Here is a 20,621-nt window from a genome sequence, read left to right on the forward strand (position 1 = left end):
AGGTTGTTGAATTTGTCCCAGGTTATTTTAATATATTACAAAAGTATCCTTGGGATTAAAACTTTAATTATTTATGATTATCAATAATTTTTAATAAAAATTTTGAAGCAACCGACATAAGACTTTTCAATCATCCTCTAATAATGCTCAACTTTTATCAGCAACTAGCAACAACCTTAAAACAAAATCCCGTAGTACTAGCCACAGTTGCTAACACTAAAGGTTCTGTACCCAGGGAAGTAGGCGCAAAAATGTTTATCAGCGCTGATGGCAAAACTTGTGGTACAGTCGGCGGTGGGGCTGGGGAAGCTAAAGTTTATCAGCAGGCCTTAGAAATACTACAAACAGGTCACAAAAAATTTGTAGAAATAGATTTAACTGGCATACCAGATACCCAAGGCGTTTGTGGTGGCAAAATGCTTGTATGGCTAGAGTTATGGTCAGGGGAAGAAAGCTTAAACTTAGTCAACCAAATTATAGATACTTTAACATCTAGGGAATCAGTAGCCATTGTTACTCCATTTAATGCAGATACTAAACCCTATCTGGAAACAGTAGATAACCCTAACTTACCTCAGTTACAAAATCATGCTTTAATTGAAACCTTATTACCAACACCGACACTATTAATTATTGGTGCCGGACATATAGGAATTTATTTAGCGCAGATTGCCAAAATCGCCGGATTTCAAATAATTGTACAAGACGATCGCCCAGACTTTGCCAACCCAGAAAGATTTCCCCAGGCATCACAAATACTAGCGCAACCCATCAACTCAATTCAGGAAATAGTAGAAGCAATTCCTAATTTATATGTAACTTTAGTAACCAGAGGTTACTTGCAAGATTTAGAAGCTTTGCAAATGTTATGTAATCTACAGCTACAATATATCGGCATGGTGGGTAGCGAAAAACGAGTCCGCACTGTATATCAAAAATTGCAACTTCCACCAGAGTTTATACAAAAAATATACGCGCCCATTGGTTTAGATATTGGTGCGTTGACACCAGAAGAAATTGCTGTCAGTATCTGTGCAGAATTAATTAAAGTTCGCCGTGGTGGAACTGGAACTTCGTTATCTGCAAGAAGGTTTAAATATACTCAAGTATTGTAACTGTTCACACTCACCCACCAAGAAGGTATTAAGAAGCAACAGGAATAGGAAGATGCTTTATATACTCCGACGATTAAAATATATCTTTTTATCGACTTCTATTTCTAATTTGCAGCGCTCTTTCTACCGTTCCACCCTTACGGAACCGAGACAAAACAATTGCAGCTTCAGCTCTTGTAACTGGTTGTTGTGGGGCAAAAACTTGCGTCTTACCATAAACACGGGCAAAATTAAAGTTACTAGCACCATTTCCTAAATCAAATGCAATCTTCAGAAGATAACGTTCGCTGATTTGATTAGCGTCGGTGAACCCTCTGGTGCGACCAATAAAATTACGCAATGATTCAGGCGATCGCGCGCTGGGGGCAACATTAGTATCTAAACTTGTTTTGAGAACAATCATCTGTTCTCTGGTCAAAACTTCATCAGGTCTTAAGTTACCATCTTCAAAACCTGCTAAATACCCAGCATTATGAGCTGCTTGGATATAGCTAAAGTGGGGATGAGAAACTGGTACATCGGGAAAACTTGGTGTACCACCTTGAGGTAGGCGAATAGGATCTTGATGCAATTCATTATAAGTTTTCACCAACCAAGCAATAAACTCACCACGGGTCATGGGTGCTAATGGTTGAAACTCGCTAGAAGTGGTTGCGATGACTCCTAGTTGTGCTAATTGCTTGATTTCTGTTTCGCCATGAACACCACTAATATCTGTGAAAGGATTTAATAACTGACTAATTTGAATTGGTTTGCAGCTTGCTAATTCCAGATTAGTTGAATTTTGCAGACAAGCAAAGGCTGAATGACCAGTTCCTAGAAACCCCAGAGTGACAACGGTAGCACCAACTATATTAGCCACAGACGTAATCTTGGGATACATGATGATTTTCTCCTGGAGTATGAAAAGCAATTTATTTTACAGACTCAAATATGTATATGTGTACGTGAACGGAAATATGCATTTTCATCAGTATATTTGGCAAAAATTGAATTTATCATGAAAAAATACCCAAAAACCTTGAAGATTCTGGGTGATGAAGTCATATAACCCACCGAATAACGCCAATTTGAAGATGTTTACTTAATGAATTGCGATCGCAATTTTACCCACAGCACGTTCACTCTCACTATAAGTATGAGCAGCAGCGAGTTCAGCCAAGGGAAAAGAGCGGTCAATCACCGTTCGCACTTTCCCCGCTTCTATCAATTCTTTCATATAAAGTAAGTCTTGAGTATTGGGTTTCTGGAGAACAAATTTAGCTTTTTGTCCAGGAAGAAAAGCCGTTAACACACTCTGTAGCAGAACTTCTGGGGTGGGTAGGGTGGAGATATATATTCCCTGGGGTTTGAGAACTCGTTTGCAGCTAGAGAGCGATCGCTTGGCAACTGCATCAAAGATAATATCGTACTGCACATTATCTTCTGTAAAATCTTGCTGGGTATAATCAATCACTATATCTGCACCCAAAAATTTCACAAATTCCAAATTTTTGCTACTACAAACCCCCGTTACCTCTGTCCCTAAAGCTTTGGCAATTTGTACTGCAAACATACCTACCCCACCCGCAGCACCATTAATTAGCACAGTTTGACCTGATGTGATATTTCCTAAATCCCGCAAAGCCTGGAGAGCCGTCAAAGCCGCTAAGGGTACAGTAGCAGCTTCTTCATAACTTAAATTCGCTGGTTTGGGAGCGATAATATTTTCTGGAACAGCCGCAAATTCAGCATAAGCACCTCCAGGGAAACTAGTACTACCATAAACAGCATCTCCTGGCTGGAAGTGTGTCACCTGCGAACCAACGGCTATCACTTCACCCGCCACATCAAACCCCAAAATCATGGGAAACTTATTACCTGTGAGCAAACTCAGCATACCCTTGCGGGTTTTCCAGTCAATGGGATTTACGCTACTCGCATGAACTTTTACCAGCACTTGGTCTGGCTTAATTTGCGGTTGTGTCACATCTTCATACCGCAACACCTCAGCTGACCCATACCGACGAAGAACTACCGCTTTCATACACCCTTCCTACTACCTTTAGTCCAAACTTAGTTGATACTATTACCTGAAATTAGAAGGTGTGTAACAAGTATCTTTTGACAGAAGTATCCGAATTTCATCCCAATTCTTTCTCCGCGTTCTTTGCGTCTTGGCGGTTCGTTTTTATTGTATCGATAAATTAAGAGATACCAAATATTAAATAAGGTATCTCTCTGGGTAATAAGTTTTATTTGCCTGTTACCTGTTCAATAACATCTGATGCTTTTTCAATAATACCTTCTTGGTTTTGTCCTTGTTCCGCTTTCAAGTTTCTTTCATAAGCCTTCTCCAAAGTATTCAGGTTTTTTGAATCCTTGATAGCTTGTTCATAAGCTTTCTGCCGATCTTCTTCTTGAATACCCACGCCTGGATCATATTCATAAGCACGATTAATTTTTTCTTCCGGAGTAGGTTTGTATTCTGCGGGTATGAGCTTTAATTCTGCCTGTGTCGTTGCATAGCTAGGTTGCTGACCGATAAATACACTAGACATGCCGATAAAAACTATAGCAAGAACAATTAAAACACCTATGCTTAACACCGGTTTTACAGCCAAGAAAACTTTTGTCATTTCTTACTCCTTTTCTTCTGCTAGTATGTGACTGATATTTGTAAAATAAATAACCAGTCTCAGATTCACAGGCATCTTAAATGTTCAGGTAGATTTTTTACTTCTATCTATAGGTACATTAATCTGTATACCTATGTAACACAGCAAATGACTCAAGAGTGGGAGCAATTAATATTATCTCAAAAAATAAAATAAATATAAAAGGCATTTTTCCTGCCAAAAAAATGATATGTTAGATACAGAATAAGATTAGCTTGATATCTCAATTCTGACTCTGCAAAATCTTCAAGTGATCGCTATTCACAAACAAATCCAGTAAGCAATAATTCTCATTCTTCTCTTGTAGCTATAAATTCTCAATAGGTGTATGATGGATATTAATGGAAAGCCTTGTTTGATGCTGTTCAAGCGATTTATTACTGCTTAGTTCTCTGCAAAAATTAAAAAAAGATAAACTGCATTTTTCCTGCCAAAAAAATGATATGTTAGATACAGAATTGAATTTCGCACGTATCTGGAGTAGTGCAATATAAATCTGCTCCAGTTTTCACTCCTTAATTCCCTGAGTATTTGTCGTTTTAAAGGGGATTTAAGGCGGGTTTGAGTACATATTGAAGTTACCCAAAACCCATGTGAACTAAACTAAAACCCTGACTGACACTGGATTTCGGCTGAGTACAAAGAAATCCTGAACCCCTCTTCATAAATACTCGTACCCCAACTAAAAAATACTAGAACCCCTACCCGAAAAATAAATTTTTAATGCTTGTAAAGCCTACACAGTTGGGGTTTAGAAATTTGAGTACAAGCATAATAAATCCAATAAATTCTATCCTAGATCAACACGCCGACCCTATTATTCATAACTGCTATAAATCTTATATCGCCAATCACTTAACGCCCCAACCAAAAGCGAAGAGTGAGTGGAGGGATGAGATAGCACCATGCCTCTGTGAATAGAAGTCGCGGCTGTACTTACAAATTAATTCCAGCCAAAACCCAAACGTTGACACACCAGCAATATCTCAGTTAACAGTAAACAAACTAATAACTGTTAACTGATAACTGATAACTGAGTAAAAGACGCGACTTCACTTCCTGGGTACAGACAGTAGCAACGGCATCTCCCACTGTGGCATCCAGTCCACCGACCCTTGCGAAATTCAATGACACTACCGTCTTCAGGACTCCTCACCTCCTCCAACAATCAGGAACTAGCAGTTACCCAGGCAAAATCAGGTGATTGCGGATGCGACAGCAGCACCACCGTAGAAATGGATGAAAAACTCCAAGAACGGATCGCCAAACATCCTTGCTATAGCGAAGATGCTCATCACCACTACGCCAGAATGCACGTTGCAGTTGCACCAGCTTGTAACATTCAATGCAACTATTGCAATCGTAAATACGACTGCGCCAACGAAAGTCGTCCTGGAGTAGTTAGCGAATTGCTGACACCAGAAGAAGCAGCACACAAAGCTTTGGTGATTGCAGGCAAAATTCCCCAAATGACCGTCGTGGGAATTGCAGGACCTGGTGATCCATTGGCGAATCCTGAAAAGACTTTCCGTACTTTTGAGTTGATTGCAGACAAAGCACCAGATATTAAGCTTTGCCTCTCAACTAATGGCTTAATGCTACCCGAATACATTGATCGCATCAAACAACTAAATATAGATCACGTTACTATCACCCTAAATACCATCGACCCAGAAATCGGCGCTCAGATTTATTCTTGGGTTCACTACAAGCGCAAACGTTATAGAGGCGTTGAAGGTGCTAAGATTCTGCTAGAAAAGCAGATGGAAGGCTTACAAGCACTCAGAGAAGCCGACATTTTGTGCAAAGTCAACTCCGTAATGATTCCCGGAATTAATGACCAGCACCTGATCGAAGTCAATAAAATGATTCGTGAAAACGGTGCCTTCCTGCACAACATCATGCCATTGATTTCTGCACCGGAACACGGTACACACTTTGGCTTAACAGGTCAACGTGGCCCCACACCCAAAGAAGTGAAGTCAGTGCAAGACAATTGCGCCGGCAACATGAAAATGATGCGCCACTGCCGTCAATGCCGAGCCGATGCTGTAGGATTATTAGGAGAAGACCGCAGCCAAGAATTTACCAAAGACAAATTCTTGGAAATGTCCCCAGAATATGACCTTGAGCAACGCACACTGGTTCACGAAGGGATTGAAAAGTTTAAAGAAGAACTACAAATAGCCAAAGATAAGGCACGTAACGGCAAGAAATTTGCCAGCAATCCCAAAATCCTCGTTGCAGTCGCTACTAAAGGTGGTGGATTAGTTAACCAACACTTCGGTCATGCGAAGGAATTCCAGATTTACGAAGTAGATGGTAATGAAGTTCGCTTTATCAGTCATCGCAAAATTGACCAATATTGCCAAGGTGGATTTAGTGAAGAAGCCACTTTCGAGCATATTATGGAAGCGATCGCAGATTGTAAAGCAGTTTTAGTCTCCAAGATTGGTAACTGTCCACAAGAAAAACTGCAAGCAGCTGGTATCCAGACTGTTGAAGCTTACGACGTGATTGAAAAAGTTGCTTTGGAATTTTACGAGCAATATGTCCAGGAGTTAGGTAGTAAGGAATAGGGAGTAGGGAATAGGGAATTGTCAAACTCCCTTCCCCACTCACCCCTTCCCACTCACCACTCCCCCATTTCAACAAGGAGAATAATCATGGCTTACACCATCACTAGCCAATGTATTTCCTGCAATCTCTGTCTGTCTGCTTGTCCTACTGGTGCAGTTAAAGTAATTGACGGTAATCATTGGATTGACCCTGAACTTTGTACAAACTGCGTTGGTAGTGTTTACTCTGTACCTCAGTGTAAAGCTGGTTGTCCCACCTGCAATGGTTGCGTTAAGCAGCCCAACGATTATTGGGAAGGCTGGTTTGCTCACTACAACCGCTCTTTGGCTAAATTAACTCACAAAAAAGATTATTGGGAGCGCTGGTTTGACTATTACTCCCAAAGATTCTCAGAACAAATATCTCAGCATCAGAGCGAAGTTGTAGGTTTATCAGGATGAGCGTGATTTATTTAGACAATAATGCCACAACTAAGGTAGACCCAGAAGTAATAGATTTGATGTTGCCTTATTTGCGGGACTACTACGGTAATCCTTCAAGTATGCATACCTTTGGTGGACAACTGGGTAAAGCTGTCAAAATAGCCAGGCAACAATTAGCAGCCCTCATCGGTGCAGATGAATCGGAAATTGTCTACACCAGTTGCGGTACCGAGGGAGATAATGCGGCCATTCGCGCCGCCCTGTTGGCACAACCAGAAAAGCGACATATCATTACTACCCAAGTAGAACACCCAGCTGTATTGAATGTCTGCAAACAACTGGAAACCCAAGGTTACAATGTTACCTATCTTTCGGTAAATAGTCAGGGACAGTTAGATCTCAATGAACTGGAAGCTTCCTTGACTGGTAACACCGCCTTGGTGACAATTATGTATGCCAACAACGAAACAGGCACAATTTTCCCCATTGAGCAAATTGGCTTACGAGTCAAAGAATATGGCGCTCTCTTTCATGTAGATGCAGTGCAAGCCGTGGGCAAAATCCCCATGAACATGAAGAACAGCACCATCGATATGTTGACCTTATCTGGTCACAAAATCCATGCTCCCAAGGGCATTGGTGCTTTGTATGTGCGGCGCGGTGTGCGGTTCCGTCCCTTGTTACTTGGGGGGCATCAAGAACGTGGTCGGCGGGCAGGAACAGAGAATGTTCCTAGTATAATTGCTTTGGGTAAAGCGGCAGAATTAGAACTTTTACATTTAGAAGAGGCTACTACAAGAGAAAGAAAATTGCGCGATCGCCTAGAGCAAACCTTACTCGCCAAAATTCCCGACTGCGAAGTCAACGGCGATCCAACGCAGAGATTACCAAACACCACCAATATTGGTTTCAAATACATTGAAGGCGAAGCAATTCTGCTTTCCTTGAACAAACACGGCATCTGTGCCTCATCTGGTTCCGCTTGTACCTCCGGCTCTTTAGAACCTTCTCACGTTTTACGGGCCATGGGTTTACCCTACACCACCTTACACGGCTCCATTCGTTTCAGTCTATCTCGCTACACCACAGAAGCTGAAATTGACAGAGTAATAGAGGTAATGCCCGATATTGTTGCACGTTTACGCGCCATGTCCCCCTTCAAAAATGATGATGCGGGTTGGTTGCAATCACAAGAACAAGCACTAGCTCACAGCTAAAGAATTGGGAATAGGGAGTAGGGAAAGAAAATATTTACCACTCCCCCACTTCACCAAAATAACTCAGAACTCAGCACTCGGAACCTAATATGTGGGACTACACAGATAAAGTACTAGACTTGTTTTACAATCCCAAAAACCAGGGAGCTATTGAAGAAACCGACGAACCTGGTGTGAAGCTGGCAATGGGAGAAATTGGTAGTATTGCTTGTGGTGATGCTTTAAGACTGCATTTGAAAGTTGAAGTAGCATCTGACAAGATTTTGGATGCTCGCTTTCAAACCTTTGGCTGCACCAGTGCGATCGCTTCTTCTAGTGCGTTAACCGAAATGGTCAAGGGTTTAACTTTAGATGAAGCCTTGAAAGTCTCCAATAAAGAAATTGCTGACTACCTCGGCGGATTACCTGAAGCCAAAATGCACTGCTCTGTCATGGGACAAGAAGCACTAGAAGCCGCTATTTATAACTATCGTGGCATTCCTCTGGCTACCCATGATGACGATGATGAAGGCGCATTAATTTGTAGCTGCTTTGGGATTACCGAATCCAAAATTCGCCGTGTGATTGTCGAAAATAACCTCACGGATGCGGAACAGGTAACAAATTATGTAAAAGCCGGCGGCGGATGCGGTTCCTGTTTAGCGAATATTGATGATATTATAAGAAGTGTAAAGGAACAAGCCGCCGCACCTGCTCTTAACAACCACAGCGTCGGAGTTACTACAGATATTGCTAATTCTCAGCCGCCATCGCCAAGACCTCTCACCAACGTGCAAAAGATTGCATTGATTCAAAAAGTCTTAGATGAAGAAGTTAGACCCGTATTGATCGCTGACGGCGGAGATGTGGAACTTTACGACGTAGATGGAGATAAAGTCAAGGTTTTACTCCAAGGCGCTTGTGGTTCTTGTTCCAGCAGTACAGCCACTCTCAAGATTGCCATCGAAGCCAGATTACAGGATCGAGTCAGCAAAAACCTTGTAGTCGAAGCAGTCGAACCATAGCTTGCAGATTTACGCACCACGCAAATAAATCCTGTGATTCATTTACCAGGAACAGAAAATAGGATTTGACCCAAATCTTCGCTCCATCAATGCTTCAGTCTTAAAGTACATAGGTGAAAGTAAACACCTAATTGCACATTTCATGATCCCACTCGCTTCAAAGGAACAGGATATGAGTACATTGTACGACAAAATTGGTGGACAACCGACTATTGAAAAAGTGGTTGATGAGCTACACAAAAGCATCATGGCAGACAACAGCCTCAAACCCTTTTTCGCTAACACAGATATGGCGAAACAACGCGCTCATCAAGTTGCTTTCTTCTCTCTCATGTTTGAAGGGCCAAAGCAATACGGTGGTCGTTCTATGGACAAAACACACACAGGTATGAATCTCAATGACCAACACTTCGACGCTATTGTCAAGCATTTGAATGCGGCAATGGCTGCAAGTGGAGTCTCAGCAGAAGACACCAGCGCTGCCTTAACTCGCGTTTCCAGCTTAAAGGGCGCAATTCTCAACAAATAAGGACTTCTGCATTGATTGACGAATAACTACCTCAAGTCCTCCTTTATTTTCTCCCCATATTTGTAAAGTGTGTAATTCCTTTGTCATTTGCTTGACAAGTGGCAAAGGAGAAAAATAAACAAACTCACGAAACATAAACTTAACCCGAATCATTATGACTCCAACACCCATCGATTTTGTTGTGGAGCGAGCGCCACCAACGATGCTCTCTCTACATGCGCTCACTGCTGTAGCTCAACAGGCGTGAACGTCAACACAAAAGACCCACTAACCAACCAATCTCAGGAGAAAAATCACATGTCAGTTGACGAAAAAATTAGACAGATAGCTTTCTACGGTAAAGGCGGTATTGGTAAATCTACCACTTCCCAAAACACCCTGGCAGCTATGGCAGAAATGGGTCAGCGCATCCTCATCGTCGGTTGCGACCCCAAAGCTGACTCCACCCGTTTGATGCTGCACAGTAAAGCTCAAACTACCGTTCTTCACTTGGCTGCTGAAAGAGGCGCTGTTGAAGACCTAGAACTAGAAGAAGTCATGCTCACAGGCTTCCGTGGTGTGCGTTGCGTGGAGTCTGGTGGTCCAGAACCCGGTGTAGGTTGTGCAGGTCGTGGTATTATCACCGCCATCAACTTCTTGGAAGAAAACGGTGCTTATCAAGATGTTGACTTCGTATCTTACGACGTACTAGGTGACGTTGTATGCGGTGGTTTTGCTATGCCTATCCGTGAAGGTAAAGCGCAAGAAATCTACATCGTTACCTCTGGTGAAATGATGGCGATGTATGCTGCTAACAACATCGCTCGTGGTATTTTGAAATATGCTCACACCGGTGGCGTGCGCTTAGGTGGTTTGATTTGTAACAGCCGTAAAGTTGACCGCGAAATCGAATTGATCGAAACTCTGGCAGAACGTTTGAACACCCAGATGATTCACTTCGTACCCCGCGACAACATCGTTCAACACGCTGAATTGCGTCGGATGACTGTAAACGAGTATGCACCTGACAGTAACCAAGGTCAGGAATACCGCGCATTAGCTAAGAAAATCATCAACAACGAAAAACTCACCATCCCCACTCCTATCGAGATGGATGAATTAGAAGCACTGTTGATCGAATTCGGTATTCTCGAAAGCGACGAAGAAGCAGAAAAACTAATTGCTGCTGAAGCTGCTGCTAAAGCTGGTAAGTAATTACCAAAGGAAAAAGGAAAAGGCAAGAACTCATATCTTACCTTTTACCTTTGACCTTCTCCCCCCTACTCTTAGGGGACTTCCATCTACCCTATCCCCAGATCCTTAGGAACTCGAGAGGCTAAAATGACACCTCCAGAAAACAACAAGATTGTTGAAGAAAGAAAAGAGCTAATTAAAGAAGTTCTCGACGCTTACCCAGATAAAGCTAAGAAAAAACGCGAAAAGCACTTAAATGTATTTGAAGAAGGTAAGAGCGATTGCGGCGTTAAATCTAACGTTAAATCTCTTCCTGGTGTAATGACTGCTCGTGGTTGTGCTTACGCAGGTTCCAAGGGTGTGGTTTGGGGTCCTATTAAGGACATGATCCACATCAGCCACGGGCCTGTAGGTTGCGGTTACTGGTCTTGGTCTGGTCGTCGTAACTACTATATCGGTACCACAGGTATTGATACCTTTGGTACAATGCACTTCACCTCTGACTTCCAAGAAAGAGACATCGTTTTCGGTGGTGACAAAAAACTACTGAAGCTAATCCAAGAATTGGAAGTACTCTTCCCCCTTAACCGTGGTGTATCCATTCAATCTGAATGTCCCATCGGTCTAATTGGGGATGACATCGAAGCTGTTGCTCGTAAAGCAGCTAAAGAGATTGACAAGCCTGTTGTTCCCGTTCGTTGCGAAGGCTTCCGGGGTGTTTCCCAGTCCTTGGGTCACCACATTGCTAACGACATGATTCGTGACTGGGTATTCCCCAGATCTGATAAAGCTAAGGCTGATGGTTCACTAAATTTTGATTCTACTCCTTATGATGTAGCAATCATCGGTGACTACAACATTGGTGGTGATGCTTGGGCCAGCCGCATCCTACTAGAAGAAATCGGCTTGCGCGTAGTCGCTCAATGGTCTGGTGACGGTACTATCAACGAAATGTTGATGACCCCCAACGTGAAGATGAACCTCATCCACTGTTATCGGTCGATGAACTACATCAGCCGTCACATGGAAGAAAAATATGGTATTCCCTGGTTAGAATACAACTTCTTCGGTCCTACCAAGATTGCTGAATCCCTACGGGAAATTGCTTCTAAATTTGACTCGAAAATCCAAGAAAACGCTGAGAAGGTAATTGCCAAGTATCAGCCCACAATGGATAAGATCGTTGAGAAGTACCGCCCCCGTTTGGAAGGTAAGACTGTCGCCATGATGGTTGGTGGTCTACGTCCTCGCCACGTTGTACCCGCTTTCCAAGATTTGGGTATGAAGATGGTTGGTACAGGTTATGAGTTCGCTCACAACGACGACTACAAACGTACTACCCACTACATCGAAAACGGCACCATTGTTTACGATGACGTAACTGCTTACGAATTCGAGGAATTTGTGAAAGCACTCAAGCCAGACTTAATTGCTTCTGGTGTGAAAGAGAAGTACGTCTTCCAAAAAATGGGTCTGCCTTTCCGTCAAATGCACTCTTGGGATTACTCCGAACCTAGCGATCGCTCATACAAGTCAATTAAATTAAGCTTTTTTTAGCAGCAAGAGAAAAAAGAGTCTATTTCTAGCCTAAATATAAGTTTTAGAGTTGTCTAGAAACAATCTGTTTTTATGCTTAAAACAATATAACTCTTATTCTGTCTGGTTTTAAGATTTTAACTGCATTTTGCTTAAAGAAAAACTGTAAATAAAAAGACTATTTTAAATGACAAATTTTTAGATTAAATATATGGCATTGGCGTAGCCAGTCGTTGCGATCGCCTCACTCGAAAATGAACAAAGTGACGATAAAATCTACTACTTCCTCTGACTACAATTGACTAATAAGTTTAACTGCAAAATTTTCTGCTGAAGAAAGTATGTTTATGGCAGTTTTAACATCATCTAAGCAAAAGGATCTACTAAAAGTGTTAGTCTTACTCGATACTAAAAAATACAACCTAATTTTTTTATAGCTCCAAAATAAGAAATATGACTTTTTACTAGAAACTCTCACAGATAAGTTATCACTAACCTCACCACGCAAGACAATATTGGGTAATTCCAGGGTTTGCTCAAGTTGTCTAGGATTCATTATGGTACATTCACAACACTCATAGATAGTATTCCCTAATTAAACCTTCAAATATTTATGAAAACCTGCACATCAAAAGTGGTAGGGTGCGTTGTCGCTCGCGCAACGCACCACATCAATTATGGGCATCCTAAAAACAAATGTCATCTCCTCATATCTATGCCCAACTACCGCAGACTTCATATTGCAGGAGCTACCTACTTCATTACCCAAGTTACCTACCAACGACAACCCTGGCTTTGCTCTGATATCGGACGTACTGCTGTTCGTGCTGCCCTTGAGCATGTCCGAAAAAATTACCCTTTTTCCATTGATGCATTTGTTCTTTTGCCCGATCATTTTCATACTTTATGGACTCTGCCTGCGGGAGACAGCAATCTATCGATACGAATGCTTTTGGTCAAACGCTTTGTGACCAAATACTACGGGCATCAGCTAGGGCTTGATGTCGATATCTCCCGTTCACGAGAAAAGCGAAAAGAAAGAAATTTATGGCAACGCCGCTTTTGGGAGCATCTAATTAGAGATGATGTTGATTTTGCCAATCATTGTGACTACATTCACTATAATCCTGTGCGGCATCAACTCTGTGAATCACCACAACAATGGGCTTTTTCAAGTGTTCATCGTTTTATTCACCAAAACATTTATCCGTTAGATTGGGGTAACGGTGAGGTTCAACTTGTTTCTGATATTTGGGATGTTTAATATGATGGTGCGTTGCGCTTTGCGACAACGCACCCTACTGAATTACGCCTGATGAGGAAATGCGATCGCATTAAACTATTGCTACCTCAATTAACAATTCGGGTATCTTGCTGAAATCCCGATAATTTCGTATTGATAAAACTAATTTAAGAGAGGTGCGATCGCCGAATAGCCCGTCGTAGACATCGCAGTAAAAGGAGTAGACTGTTGTTGCGATTGCATTCTTCGATAACCAGCTTGTGATCGCTTCGTTGCAGCACGATGTAAAGCTGTTCTAGACTTAAAAAGATGCTATGCAGTTTATAATCACCATGAGCTATCAAGATATTATTACAATTGAGCCGGACAAGCGAGGCGGTAAACCTTGTATTAGACGGATGCGAATTACCGTGTACGATGTTCTAGGGTGGTTGGCATCTGGTATGTCTCATGAGGATATATTAGACGATTTCCCTGAATTAACAGAAGAAGACATTAGGGCAAGTCTAGAGTTTGCTGCTGACCGTGAACATCGTTTAGAGCGATCGCTAATATCTTGTGGTAGCTCAGTTAGCTGAATTTGCCCATCTTGATAAATGCCTTCAATGGTTCTGATCATAAGTTGCATCTAGGTTGGTATTTTCTTAATTCTACCAACTGGCGTCAGAGAACTGTCACAACTGAAATTGTAAATTAGAGTAGGGGGGTGGCAACTCCCTCAAACCTAATTAAAAATGATTTAATTACTTTTATGAGCGATCGCCTTTAAAGATGATCTGTGAAATGCACAAGAAGTAGACCGTTGTTGCGATCGCTTGATAATAAACTAGGCGATCGCAAATTTGCTTTAACAGATGAAGCCAATCAGACATTAGCGTAGCTTACTGTAGGTATCGCATGATGAAAAATGAAGGATAGAGTCCATGAGGTCGTGATGTGGCCAAGCACAATAAATTAATTTATACTAACTTGGCTTTTATCTTTCACAAAACGTCTTCCCCAAGGTTTAAGGACAGAAATGGCAATAATTACCAGCAAAAATACAAACTGAACTGCTCCCCCAATTATTACTCCTCTGGCATCAAGTACATACACTCGATTTTCTAAAGCTGCTAAACCTTGAGTTTTGACAATAGATTCTGCATCGACTGACCAAGAATATAACCAAAATGTGCCAAATACAATCAAAGCGATTGTGAGAAACCACTTAGTCATAACCCACCAAAATTTCATAAATCCATAATTGGTAAACCAGCATAAGCAGGTCGCTGTTAGTACAGAACCAATGGCTGAAGGAATAACTACATAATCATCTAATAAGTTGATTGCCGAATGGAGAGCATAGAGGATATCTGCGTTATTTGAATTTTTGTTGCTCAATGCCAATAAGAACATGCTCAAAACAGTCCCTGTCCAAAGTGCAGCAAAAATAACATGCGCTGATAATAACCAGTTCTTTTGTTTAACGCCCAGCTTAGGCATTGTTTCCTCCTCGTATACATGAATAGAAGTACGGCTACGGCTCTACTTTGATTTCAGAAATACTGAGCCAATCAAATACTTAACACGTTGATAATTAATATATTGAATATTTACCTAAGAGTCAATATAATTAGGGTGCAATTATTAAAAAAGGTTGCGAACAATGTGATCGAGAACCTGGGAAACAAGCTCCTGATCAGCTTTTGAAATGTCTTGAGTGGCCTGTTTAATTGTTTCTTCACCAACTGCTGGCAGAACGGTCATCAGTCTTTTTCCTTCATCCTTCAGCCAGATTTTGACAACACGGCGATCCTCTGGGTCACGCTTTCGGTAAACTAGATTACGTTCCTCCATACGGTCTATGACTCCGGTTAGAGTTGCACCTAACTGTTTGAGCTTATCAGCAATGCTAGAAGTAGAAAGCCCATCTTCCTCCCAAAGACAGCATAAAACCAAGTAATGAAAAGGCGTTATACCATAAGGCTCTAATCTCTCTAAGAAGTCACGATACATTAATTGAGATGCAAGTTTGAGTTTATATCCCAGATCGTAAGGGGCTAAAGAATGTCGCCATTGGTTAATAAATTCGGCATGAGAAGACGAACTAGGCATTCGGATTCAAATAGTCAATATATTAACTATTTTATGGTATTGGTAGGTGAGTTGTTTATAGTCATAGCCTGAAGTTGTAAAGATAAGCTATCCAAGAAAAAACCAAAGATGCAAATCGCCCTTAAAAAATCCAAGCATCGATTGTCTCCTAGTGCAGCACCAGATTTTGAGAGTTCATCTAAACTTCATGGGCGGGCAGTTTAATTGATCTGTTAGGTTTAAACTTATGGGAATAATAGATTAACTGGGTTGAGCAACATGGTTATCTATGGATCGAACACCTCCTAATTCTAAGTCTTGTGCTTGTCGCCATGTGAAACGTTGCCGTGCTAAAGAAGCAGGCCAACTGTTTCTCTGGTTTCCTATTCCCCATACTTTGAAGAAGGTCACTTCTTATTTAAAACAGTTTGCCCTCAAGTATGAACTCATGCCAGATCGTCCTGGTCTCAGTTTGGATTGTACATCTGGACAGGCCCCAGAAATTGCTCGTAACCTAGCTCGACTCCTAGCACCGAGAGAATTAAGAGAGACGCAAGTCCTGTTTCTTCTCGGCGCTATCCAGCCTCAACTCCAGGATTTTAGCGATATTGCTTCATTACACCGCTTCATTAAATTGAGTCAGTCAGATTGGTTGGTGGAAATGCTGGACAAGGAACGATTCACCAGTTACTTCCAACCAATTGTCTCAATTGAAGATACATCGCAGATATATGGGTACGAATCGCTTTTGCGGGGACTGGATGAACAAGGAAATTTAGTACTACCAGGGCATATCCTAGAGTTAGCTACTGAGTCAGGACTTTTGCCTCAACTCGACCAAGTTGCTCGCCTTAGTACTATCACTCAAGTAAGCAGCCATCAAGTGCAGGGGCATATCTTCATTAATTTTACACCAACGGCACTTTATGACCCGGTTTTTTGCCTACGTAGTACGGTCGAAGCAATTGATCGCGCAGGTATTTCCCATGAAAGAATAGTCTTTGAAGTTGTGGAATCAGATAATCCTCAAGATTTGGCTCACCTTAAAGCAATACTGCAATACTACCGCGATACTGGGTTTTTAGTCGCCCTAGATGATTTCGGTTCTGGCTATTCTAGCCTGAATTTGCTGCATCAGTTACGCCCAGATTTCATTAAGTTGGACATGGAATTAATTCGAGATGTGCATCAAGATTTGTACAAAGCTTCCATTACCGAAAAGATTTTAGAAATTGCTCAAAAGTTAAAAATCCAGACTGTTGCAGAAGGTATTGAGTGCATTCAAGAACTAAACTGGTTGCGAGAACGAGGGGCTACATATGCTCAAGGTTATTTGATTGCTAAACCCAGTGCTGTACCTGTTATTGCTACTCCTAACTTTGATCAAGTTTCATTGTCTAGTGAACCAGTTCAACAACAAGTTCAACATCAAAGCGAAGCGGAGCGCATTGTGGCTGCGGTAACTCAGCGTATCCGCCAATCATTGGAATTAGATTATATCTTGCAAACCACAGCAGATGAAGTGCGACAACTGTTTGCTGTAGACCGAGTAGTTATTTATCAGTTTGAGCCAGATTGGAGTGGGATGGTGGCTGTCGAATCGGTAGTCACAGGGTGCATGTCTATTTTGGGATTTCATGTGATGGATACCTGCTTTCAATCCACTCATGCAGATTACTACCAACAAGGTAATACTAGAGCAATAGAGAATATTGAAACAGCAAATTTATCGCCTTGTCACATTGAACTGCTGCATAGTTTGCAAATTCGGGCTAACTTGGTTGTCCCTATTTTGCAGCAAGAACGTTTGTGGGGACTATTGATTGCTCACCAATGCAGTCATCCTAGACAATGGCAGCAATCGGAAGTTAACTTGTTTACCCAGTTAGCTAGTCAAGCTGCGATCGCTATTCAACAATCAGAACTTTACCATCAATTACAACAAGCAAATCAAGAATTACAGCGCCTTGCAGCTTCTGATGGTTTAACTCAAGTGGCAAATCGGCGTTGCTTTGATGATAAGCTCAATCTGGAATGGCAGAGGTTAGCGCGAGAAAAAGCTTCATTATCTTTGATTTTGTGTGATGTCGATTGCTTTAAGCTTTACAACGATACACACGGACATCTAGCAGGAGATGATGCATTGCGACATGTTGCCAAAGTTATATCTCAGACAGTCAAATGTTCTAATGATTTAGTGGCTCGGTATGGCGGAGAAGAATTTTCCGTAATTTTACCAAATACTGATGCTGAAGGTGCGATCGCAATTGCTAGAAATATTCAAACTAATATTAATGCATTATTATTGCCTCATCCCAGTTCTCAGGCTAGTCAATTTATCACCCTCAGCCTTGGGGTCGCCACCACCATTCCCCACAGCAAATCATCCCCTGAAACCTTAATTGCAGCTGCTGACCAGGGACTCTACCAGGCCAAAGCACAAGGAAGAAATTGTGTAGTACACATTAATTGTGAAGATGCTGAAATTTAAAAACAAATTTTACATCTGCTGTAAGTCATACCACTAGGGTGATTATCAGAGATAGTCAAGTTTATTCTCTAAAAATGCTCAAACTTTAAATAAAATCAGAAAAATTCTTTTTTTCCATACTTCTAATCTTAAGTTTTATAAATCTTAGTTTTTTTAGTATAGAATTAGTGATTTTTTTAATCAGCTTATCCTGTAGAGACAATTTTGTAATTTCCCTTCTTTCACCGTCAAATTTGAGAATTTTTTCTTGCAAAGCAGTGGAAAGATTCTCTGCATTTTTGTGAATCAACAACTTGTAAGATATTTTATCTTTATAGACATCTTGGATATCATAATCAACATTCTCTTCAGGATAACCAGAGACATAGTGGTATATTTCCATTGATGTCTTACAAGCAGCTAAACCCATTGCTATACCTTCACCATCAAAAATTCCATTAATTTCCAAATAATCTCTAATTTGTTGCCAAATTTTCAGGAACTCTATTTCTTTACCATTATTTTTACGAATGATAAAAATACCTTCATATATAAATTTACATTGGTCAATTAATATTTTTAATTCTTCGGCAATTTCGTTAACCAGCTTATGTGTTAATTGTTTCTTATTTGTTGAATTGTTTTTGGAAGTTAGATGTTTTGTCAAGCTCCAACAGGTCTTTGCTGTTAAGCCAGGTTTCCAATTCCTAGACACTACTAAATTTTCTATTAATCTGCAATCAGCATCAAGAAAAATACAACAATCGAAGTCTTGAAAACAGCGTTTTATACAACAGAGTTTGTCATGAAATATACCTACTGATTGTACATTATGTTTCACAGCGATTACATGTTTATCCTCACGAAAAAGCTGTGGTCTGTCTGTGAGAATTACAAAAAAAGTATTTGGAGATAACTTATAAATATCTTGCGCTAACTGCTTTGCAAGTTGATTGTACTCATATCCAATAGCCAAAGTTGTATAGCATATTTTTATTTGATTTTCAGTTTTTAACATCCAAGATTTATCTCCATAAATTGCCAAAATATCTATTCCATTTAACCAAAAACTATAGGAATCCAATTTGGTTTTCCCAATACACCTATGGTGAGCTTTGCCGATTCTACATTACTTAAAATTTTTCACAGATCATTCATGATTTTCATAGAATCTAAGTAGAATGGTGTAAATAATTAAAGGTCTGTAGTGAGGACTTTAGTCCTCTAATAAGGACTGAAGTCCTTACTACGAAACAAATGCAATTTTCTTTTACATTACTTTACATAGTTTGGTTTTTTCAAGTCGTTCTACTTAAGTTGTTAGGAGCAAGATCATGTTTACTTGGTCAATGTTTGAATACTGACATGCCAACGCTAGAAAATTTTGGGTAAAATTAGCAACATCAGATATAATACTTCAGTCGGGGAAAGCCACACCAGTCATGGGGTCACGAATATACAACCCTAGTGTGAGACTACGCATCACCTCATCCCAAACCGGTATAAGTTGTTCTGCTTGATCTGCCCAATAATCAAATGTAATCAAGCATTGAACATTTGACCCCAAACCAACGCAAGTCCGCGAAAATGCTTCTCGTGGTTCTTCTTGAGTATCAATAAACTTAATCTCTGTCCAGACAATTTTAGCCGTTTGGCGCTTGACGCTAATAATCTCTCCCCTGGCAATGACGTTGCGCTCGTCTTCATCCATAATTTTCTTCAAAGTGGATTTTAGCGGAAATAAGCTCCAGTCACGAGGTGGTAGAGGATTGAAAGATACTTCCAAGCAGCAATCATCTTTGGGCGGTTTTTGATCGCGGAATTTAAAAGATTTTTCTTGTGGTTCAAAAAACCAATTATGGGGAACATTGAAGCGAACAGCCCCGCGATTGGCTACAAAAATCTTGTAGCCTGATGGAGATTCCCAGCGATGGTCAGGCTTTAGTTCAAGCGTTTCTTTAATCCACTGGAGATTGCTTTTTTTACGCTTTGCCATAGTCTTTTTACTAGTCTGCTGAAGATTGCGTAGGCGAACTTGTAGTAGACATTGCTTAGATTGTGTTGTAGGCAATCGCCCACTTTAGTTAATGGTACCAAAAAATTGCTAGTAGGTTAGCTAGGCTGATGGCCAGTTATCACTTTTCTCTCGCTTTGTCTCTCCTACCCCACTAAATGTATTTTTTTAAAGACTTAATCGCTATCCTAGCAATTTGCCCATAGGTTGTGCGATCGCTTGCACATTGCAAGTATTGATTTACAATAGACATCTCCTCTCGCGTCTCGAAAGGAAGTTGTTCTGGACGTTCAAGCGGTTCACCTTCCCAACTACCTATTATTTCTTCAACAAATTTACGAGAATATCCTAATTCTGCCGATGTTTTGCTTACAGACGATGCAGATTCTTGGGTAACGGGTTGAAAGACGACTTACAACATCTAATTCTTGGTTTGCAATCTCGGAGGGAAGTTGAATGTGCAGAATTTCATCATCACCTATATGTGTTCTGAACCTTATGCTCTCCACAGCTTAACCTCGTACATTATGAATTAACTTCTTGTTTTCATCTTATCCCAGCCAGATTTGCTGATGTTGCGGTTAAGTT

General features: G+C 40.9%; 20 protein-coding genes. 11 read left to right on the top strand and 9 right to left on the bottom strand.

The genetic code is table 11. The features are described from left to right. Positions 1-143 precede the first annotated feature (143 nt). Positions 144-1,115, top strand: coding sequence for an XdhC family protein (locus tag ACM0OT_RS06940; protein ID WP_414563656.1), 972 nt, complete (start codon positions 144-146; stop codon positions 1,113-1,115). 88 nt (positions 1,116-1,203) lie between these two features. Here the strand turns inward: ACM0OT_RS06940 and ACM0OT_RS06945 are convergent, their stop codons facing one another. From ACM0OT_RS06945 to ACM0OT_RS06960, 4 genes are all read right to left on the bottom strand, one after another. After that, positions 1,204-1,998 (bottom strand): S-layer homology domain-containing protein, encoded by a 795-nt coding sequence (locus ACM0OT_RS06945; RefSeq protein ID WP_414563657.1) that lies wholly within the window; start codon positions 1,996-1,998, stop codon positions 1,204-1,206. Positions 1,999-2,199: 201 nt separating this feature from the next. After that, entirely contained in the window at positions 2,200-3,141 is a 942-nt protein-coding gene (locus ACM0OT_RS06950; RefSeq protein ID WP_414563658.1) for an NAD(P)-dependent alcohol dehydrogenase, read from the bottom strand. Positions 3,142-3,349: 208 nt separating this feature from the next. Next, positions 3,350-3,733: a hypothetical protein gene (locus ACM0OT_RS06955; RefSeq protein WP_414563659.1), complete on the bottom strand. Its 384-nt coding sequence runs from the start codon at positions 3,731-3,733 to the stop codon at positions 3,350-3,352. Positions 3,734-4,777: 1,044 nt separating this feature from the next. Further along, positions 4,778-4,906 (bottom strand): hypothetical protein, encoded by a 129-nt coding sequence (locus ACM0OT_RS06960; RefSeq protein WP_414563660.1) that lies wholly within the window; start codon positions 4,904-4,906, stop codon positions 4,778-4,780. Here ACM0OT_RS06960 and nifB point away from each other — a divergent pair. The 9 genes from nifB (at position 4,900) to ACM0OT_RS07005 (ending at position 14,054) form a co-directional block, all read left to right on the top strand. Then, a complete protein-coding gene (gene nifB / locus ACM0OT_RS06965; protein WP_414563661.1) occupies positions 4,900-6,351 on the top strand; it encodes a nitrogenase cofactor biosynthesis protein NifB in 1,452 nt (483 codons plus the stop codon). The genes ACM0OT_RS06960 and nifB overlap by 7 nt on opposite strands. Positions 6,352-6,438: 87 nt before the next feature. Then, a complete protein-coding gene (locus ACM0OT_RS06970; protein ID WP_414563662.1) occupies positions 6,439-6,792 on the top strand; it encodes a 4Fe-4S binding protein in 354 nt (117 codons plus the stop codon). Further along, entirely contained in the window at positions 6,789-7,991 is a 1,203-nt protein-coding gene (gene nifS / locus ACM0OT_RS06975) for a cysteine desulfurase NifS (protein ID WP_414563663.1), read from the top strand. Before ACM0OT_RS06970 ends, nifS begins: the two co-directional genes overlap by 4 nt. Positions 7,992-8,080: 89 nt before the next feature. After that, a complete protein-coding gene (nifU, locus tag ACM0OT_RS06980; RefSeq protein ID WP_414563664.1) occupies positions 8,081-8,995 on the top strand; it encodes a Fe-S cluster assembly protein NifU in 915 nt (304 codons plus the stop codon). 172 nt (positions 8,996-9,167) lie between these two features. Next, a complete protein-coding gene (locus ACM0OT_RS06985) occupies positions 9,168-9,524 on the top strand; it encodes a group I truncated hemoglobin (protein WP_414543240.1) in 357 nt (118 codons plus the stop codon). Positions 9,525-9,821: 297 nt separating this feature from the next. Further along, positions 9,822-10,718 carry a nitrogenase iron protein gene (nifH, locus tag ACM0OT_RS06990; protein ID WP_414563665.1) on the top strand — a complete coding sequence of 299 codons (897 nt, stop codon included), beginning with the start codon at positions 9,822-9,824 and terminating at the stop codon, positions 10,716-10,718. 126 nt (positions 10,719-10,844) lie between these two features. Next, positions 10,845-12,254, top strand: coding sequence for a nitrogenase molybdenum-iron protein alpha chain (nifD, locus tag ACM0OT_RS06995; protein WP_414563666.1), 1,410 nt, complete (start codon positions 10,845-10,847; stop codon positions 12,252-12,254). A gap of 592 nt (positions 12,255-12,846) precedes the next feature. Continuing rightward, positions 12,847-13,497, top strand: a complete 651-nt coding sequence (locus ACM0OT_RS07000) for an REP-associated tyrosine transposase (protein ID WP_414563667.1) — start codon at positions 12,847-12,849, stop codon at positions 13,495-13,497. A 311-nt stretch (positions 13,498-13,808) separates the two neighbouring features. After that, positions 13,809-14,054: a DUF433 domain-containing protein gene (locus tag ACM0OT_RS07005; protein WP_414563707.1), complete on the top strand. Its 246-nt coding sequence runs from the start codon at positions 13,809-13,811 to the stop codon at positions 14,052-14,054. A gap of 171 nt (positions 14,055-14,225) precedes the next feature. Here the strand turns inward: ACM0OT_RS07005 and ACM0OT_RS07010 are convergent, their stop codons facing one another. The 3 genes from ACM0OT_RS07010 to ACM0OT_RS07020 all read right to left on the bottom strand — a co-directional run bounded on the left by ACM0OT_RS07010 (position 14,226) and on the right by ACM0OT_RS07020 (position 15,570). Next, positions 14,226-14,348: a hypothetical protein gene (locus ACM0OT_RS07010; protein ID WP_414563668.1), complete on the bottom strand. Its 123-nt coding sequence runs from the start codon at positions 14,346-14,348 to the stop codon at positions 14,226-14,228. Between the two features lie 82 nt (positions 14,349-14,430). After that, positions 14,431-14,958, bottom strand: a complete 528-nt coding sequence (locus ACM0OT_RS07015) for a hypothetical protein (RefSeq protein WP_414563669.1) — start codon at positions 14,956-14,958, stop codon at positions 14,431-14,433. A gap of 144 nt (positions 14,959-15,102) precedes the next feature. Beyond that, positions 15,103-15,570: a MarR family winged helix-turn-helix transcriptional regulator gene (locus ACM0OT_RS07020; RefSeq protein ID WP_414563670.1), complete on the bottom strand. Its 468-nt coding sequence runs from the start codon at positions 15,568-15,570 to the stop codon at positions 15,103-15,105. 268 nt (positions 15,571-15,838) lie between these two features. Between ACM0OT_RS07020 and ACM0OT_RS07025 the strand changes: the two genes are divergently transcribed. Next, a complete protein-coding gene (locus ACM0OT_RS07025) occupies positions 15,839-18,040 on the top strand; it encodes an EAL domain-containing protein (RefSeq protein WP_414563671.1) in 2,202 nt (733 codons plus the stop codon). Positions 18,041-18,125: 85 nt separating this feature from the next. Here ACM0OT_RS07025 and ACM0OT_RS07030 read toward each other — a convergent pair whose 3' ends face one another. Beyond that, positions 18,126-19,103 (bottom strand): hypothetical protein, encoded by a 978-nt coding sequence (locus ACM0OT_RS07030; protein ID WP_414563672.1) that lies wholly within the window; start codon positions 19,101-19,103, stop codon positions 18,126-18,128. Between the two features lie 333 nt (positions 19,104-19,436). After that, positions 19,437-20,015 (bottom strand): hypothetical protein, encoded by a 579-nt coding sequence (locus ACM0OT_RS07035; protein ID WP_414563673.1) that lies wholly within the window; start codon positions 20,013-20,015, stop codon positions 19,437-19,439. Positions 20,016-20,621: the final 606 nt, after the last annotated feature.

Source organism: Anabaena sp. CCY 9613 (genome assembly GCF_963920895.1).
GTDB lineage: Bacteria > Cyanobacteriota > Cyanobacteriia > Cyanobacteriales > Nostocaceae > Cyanocohniella.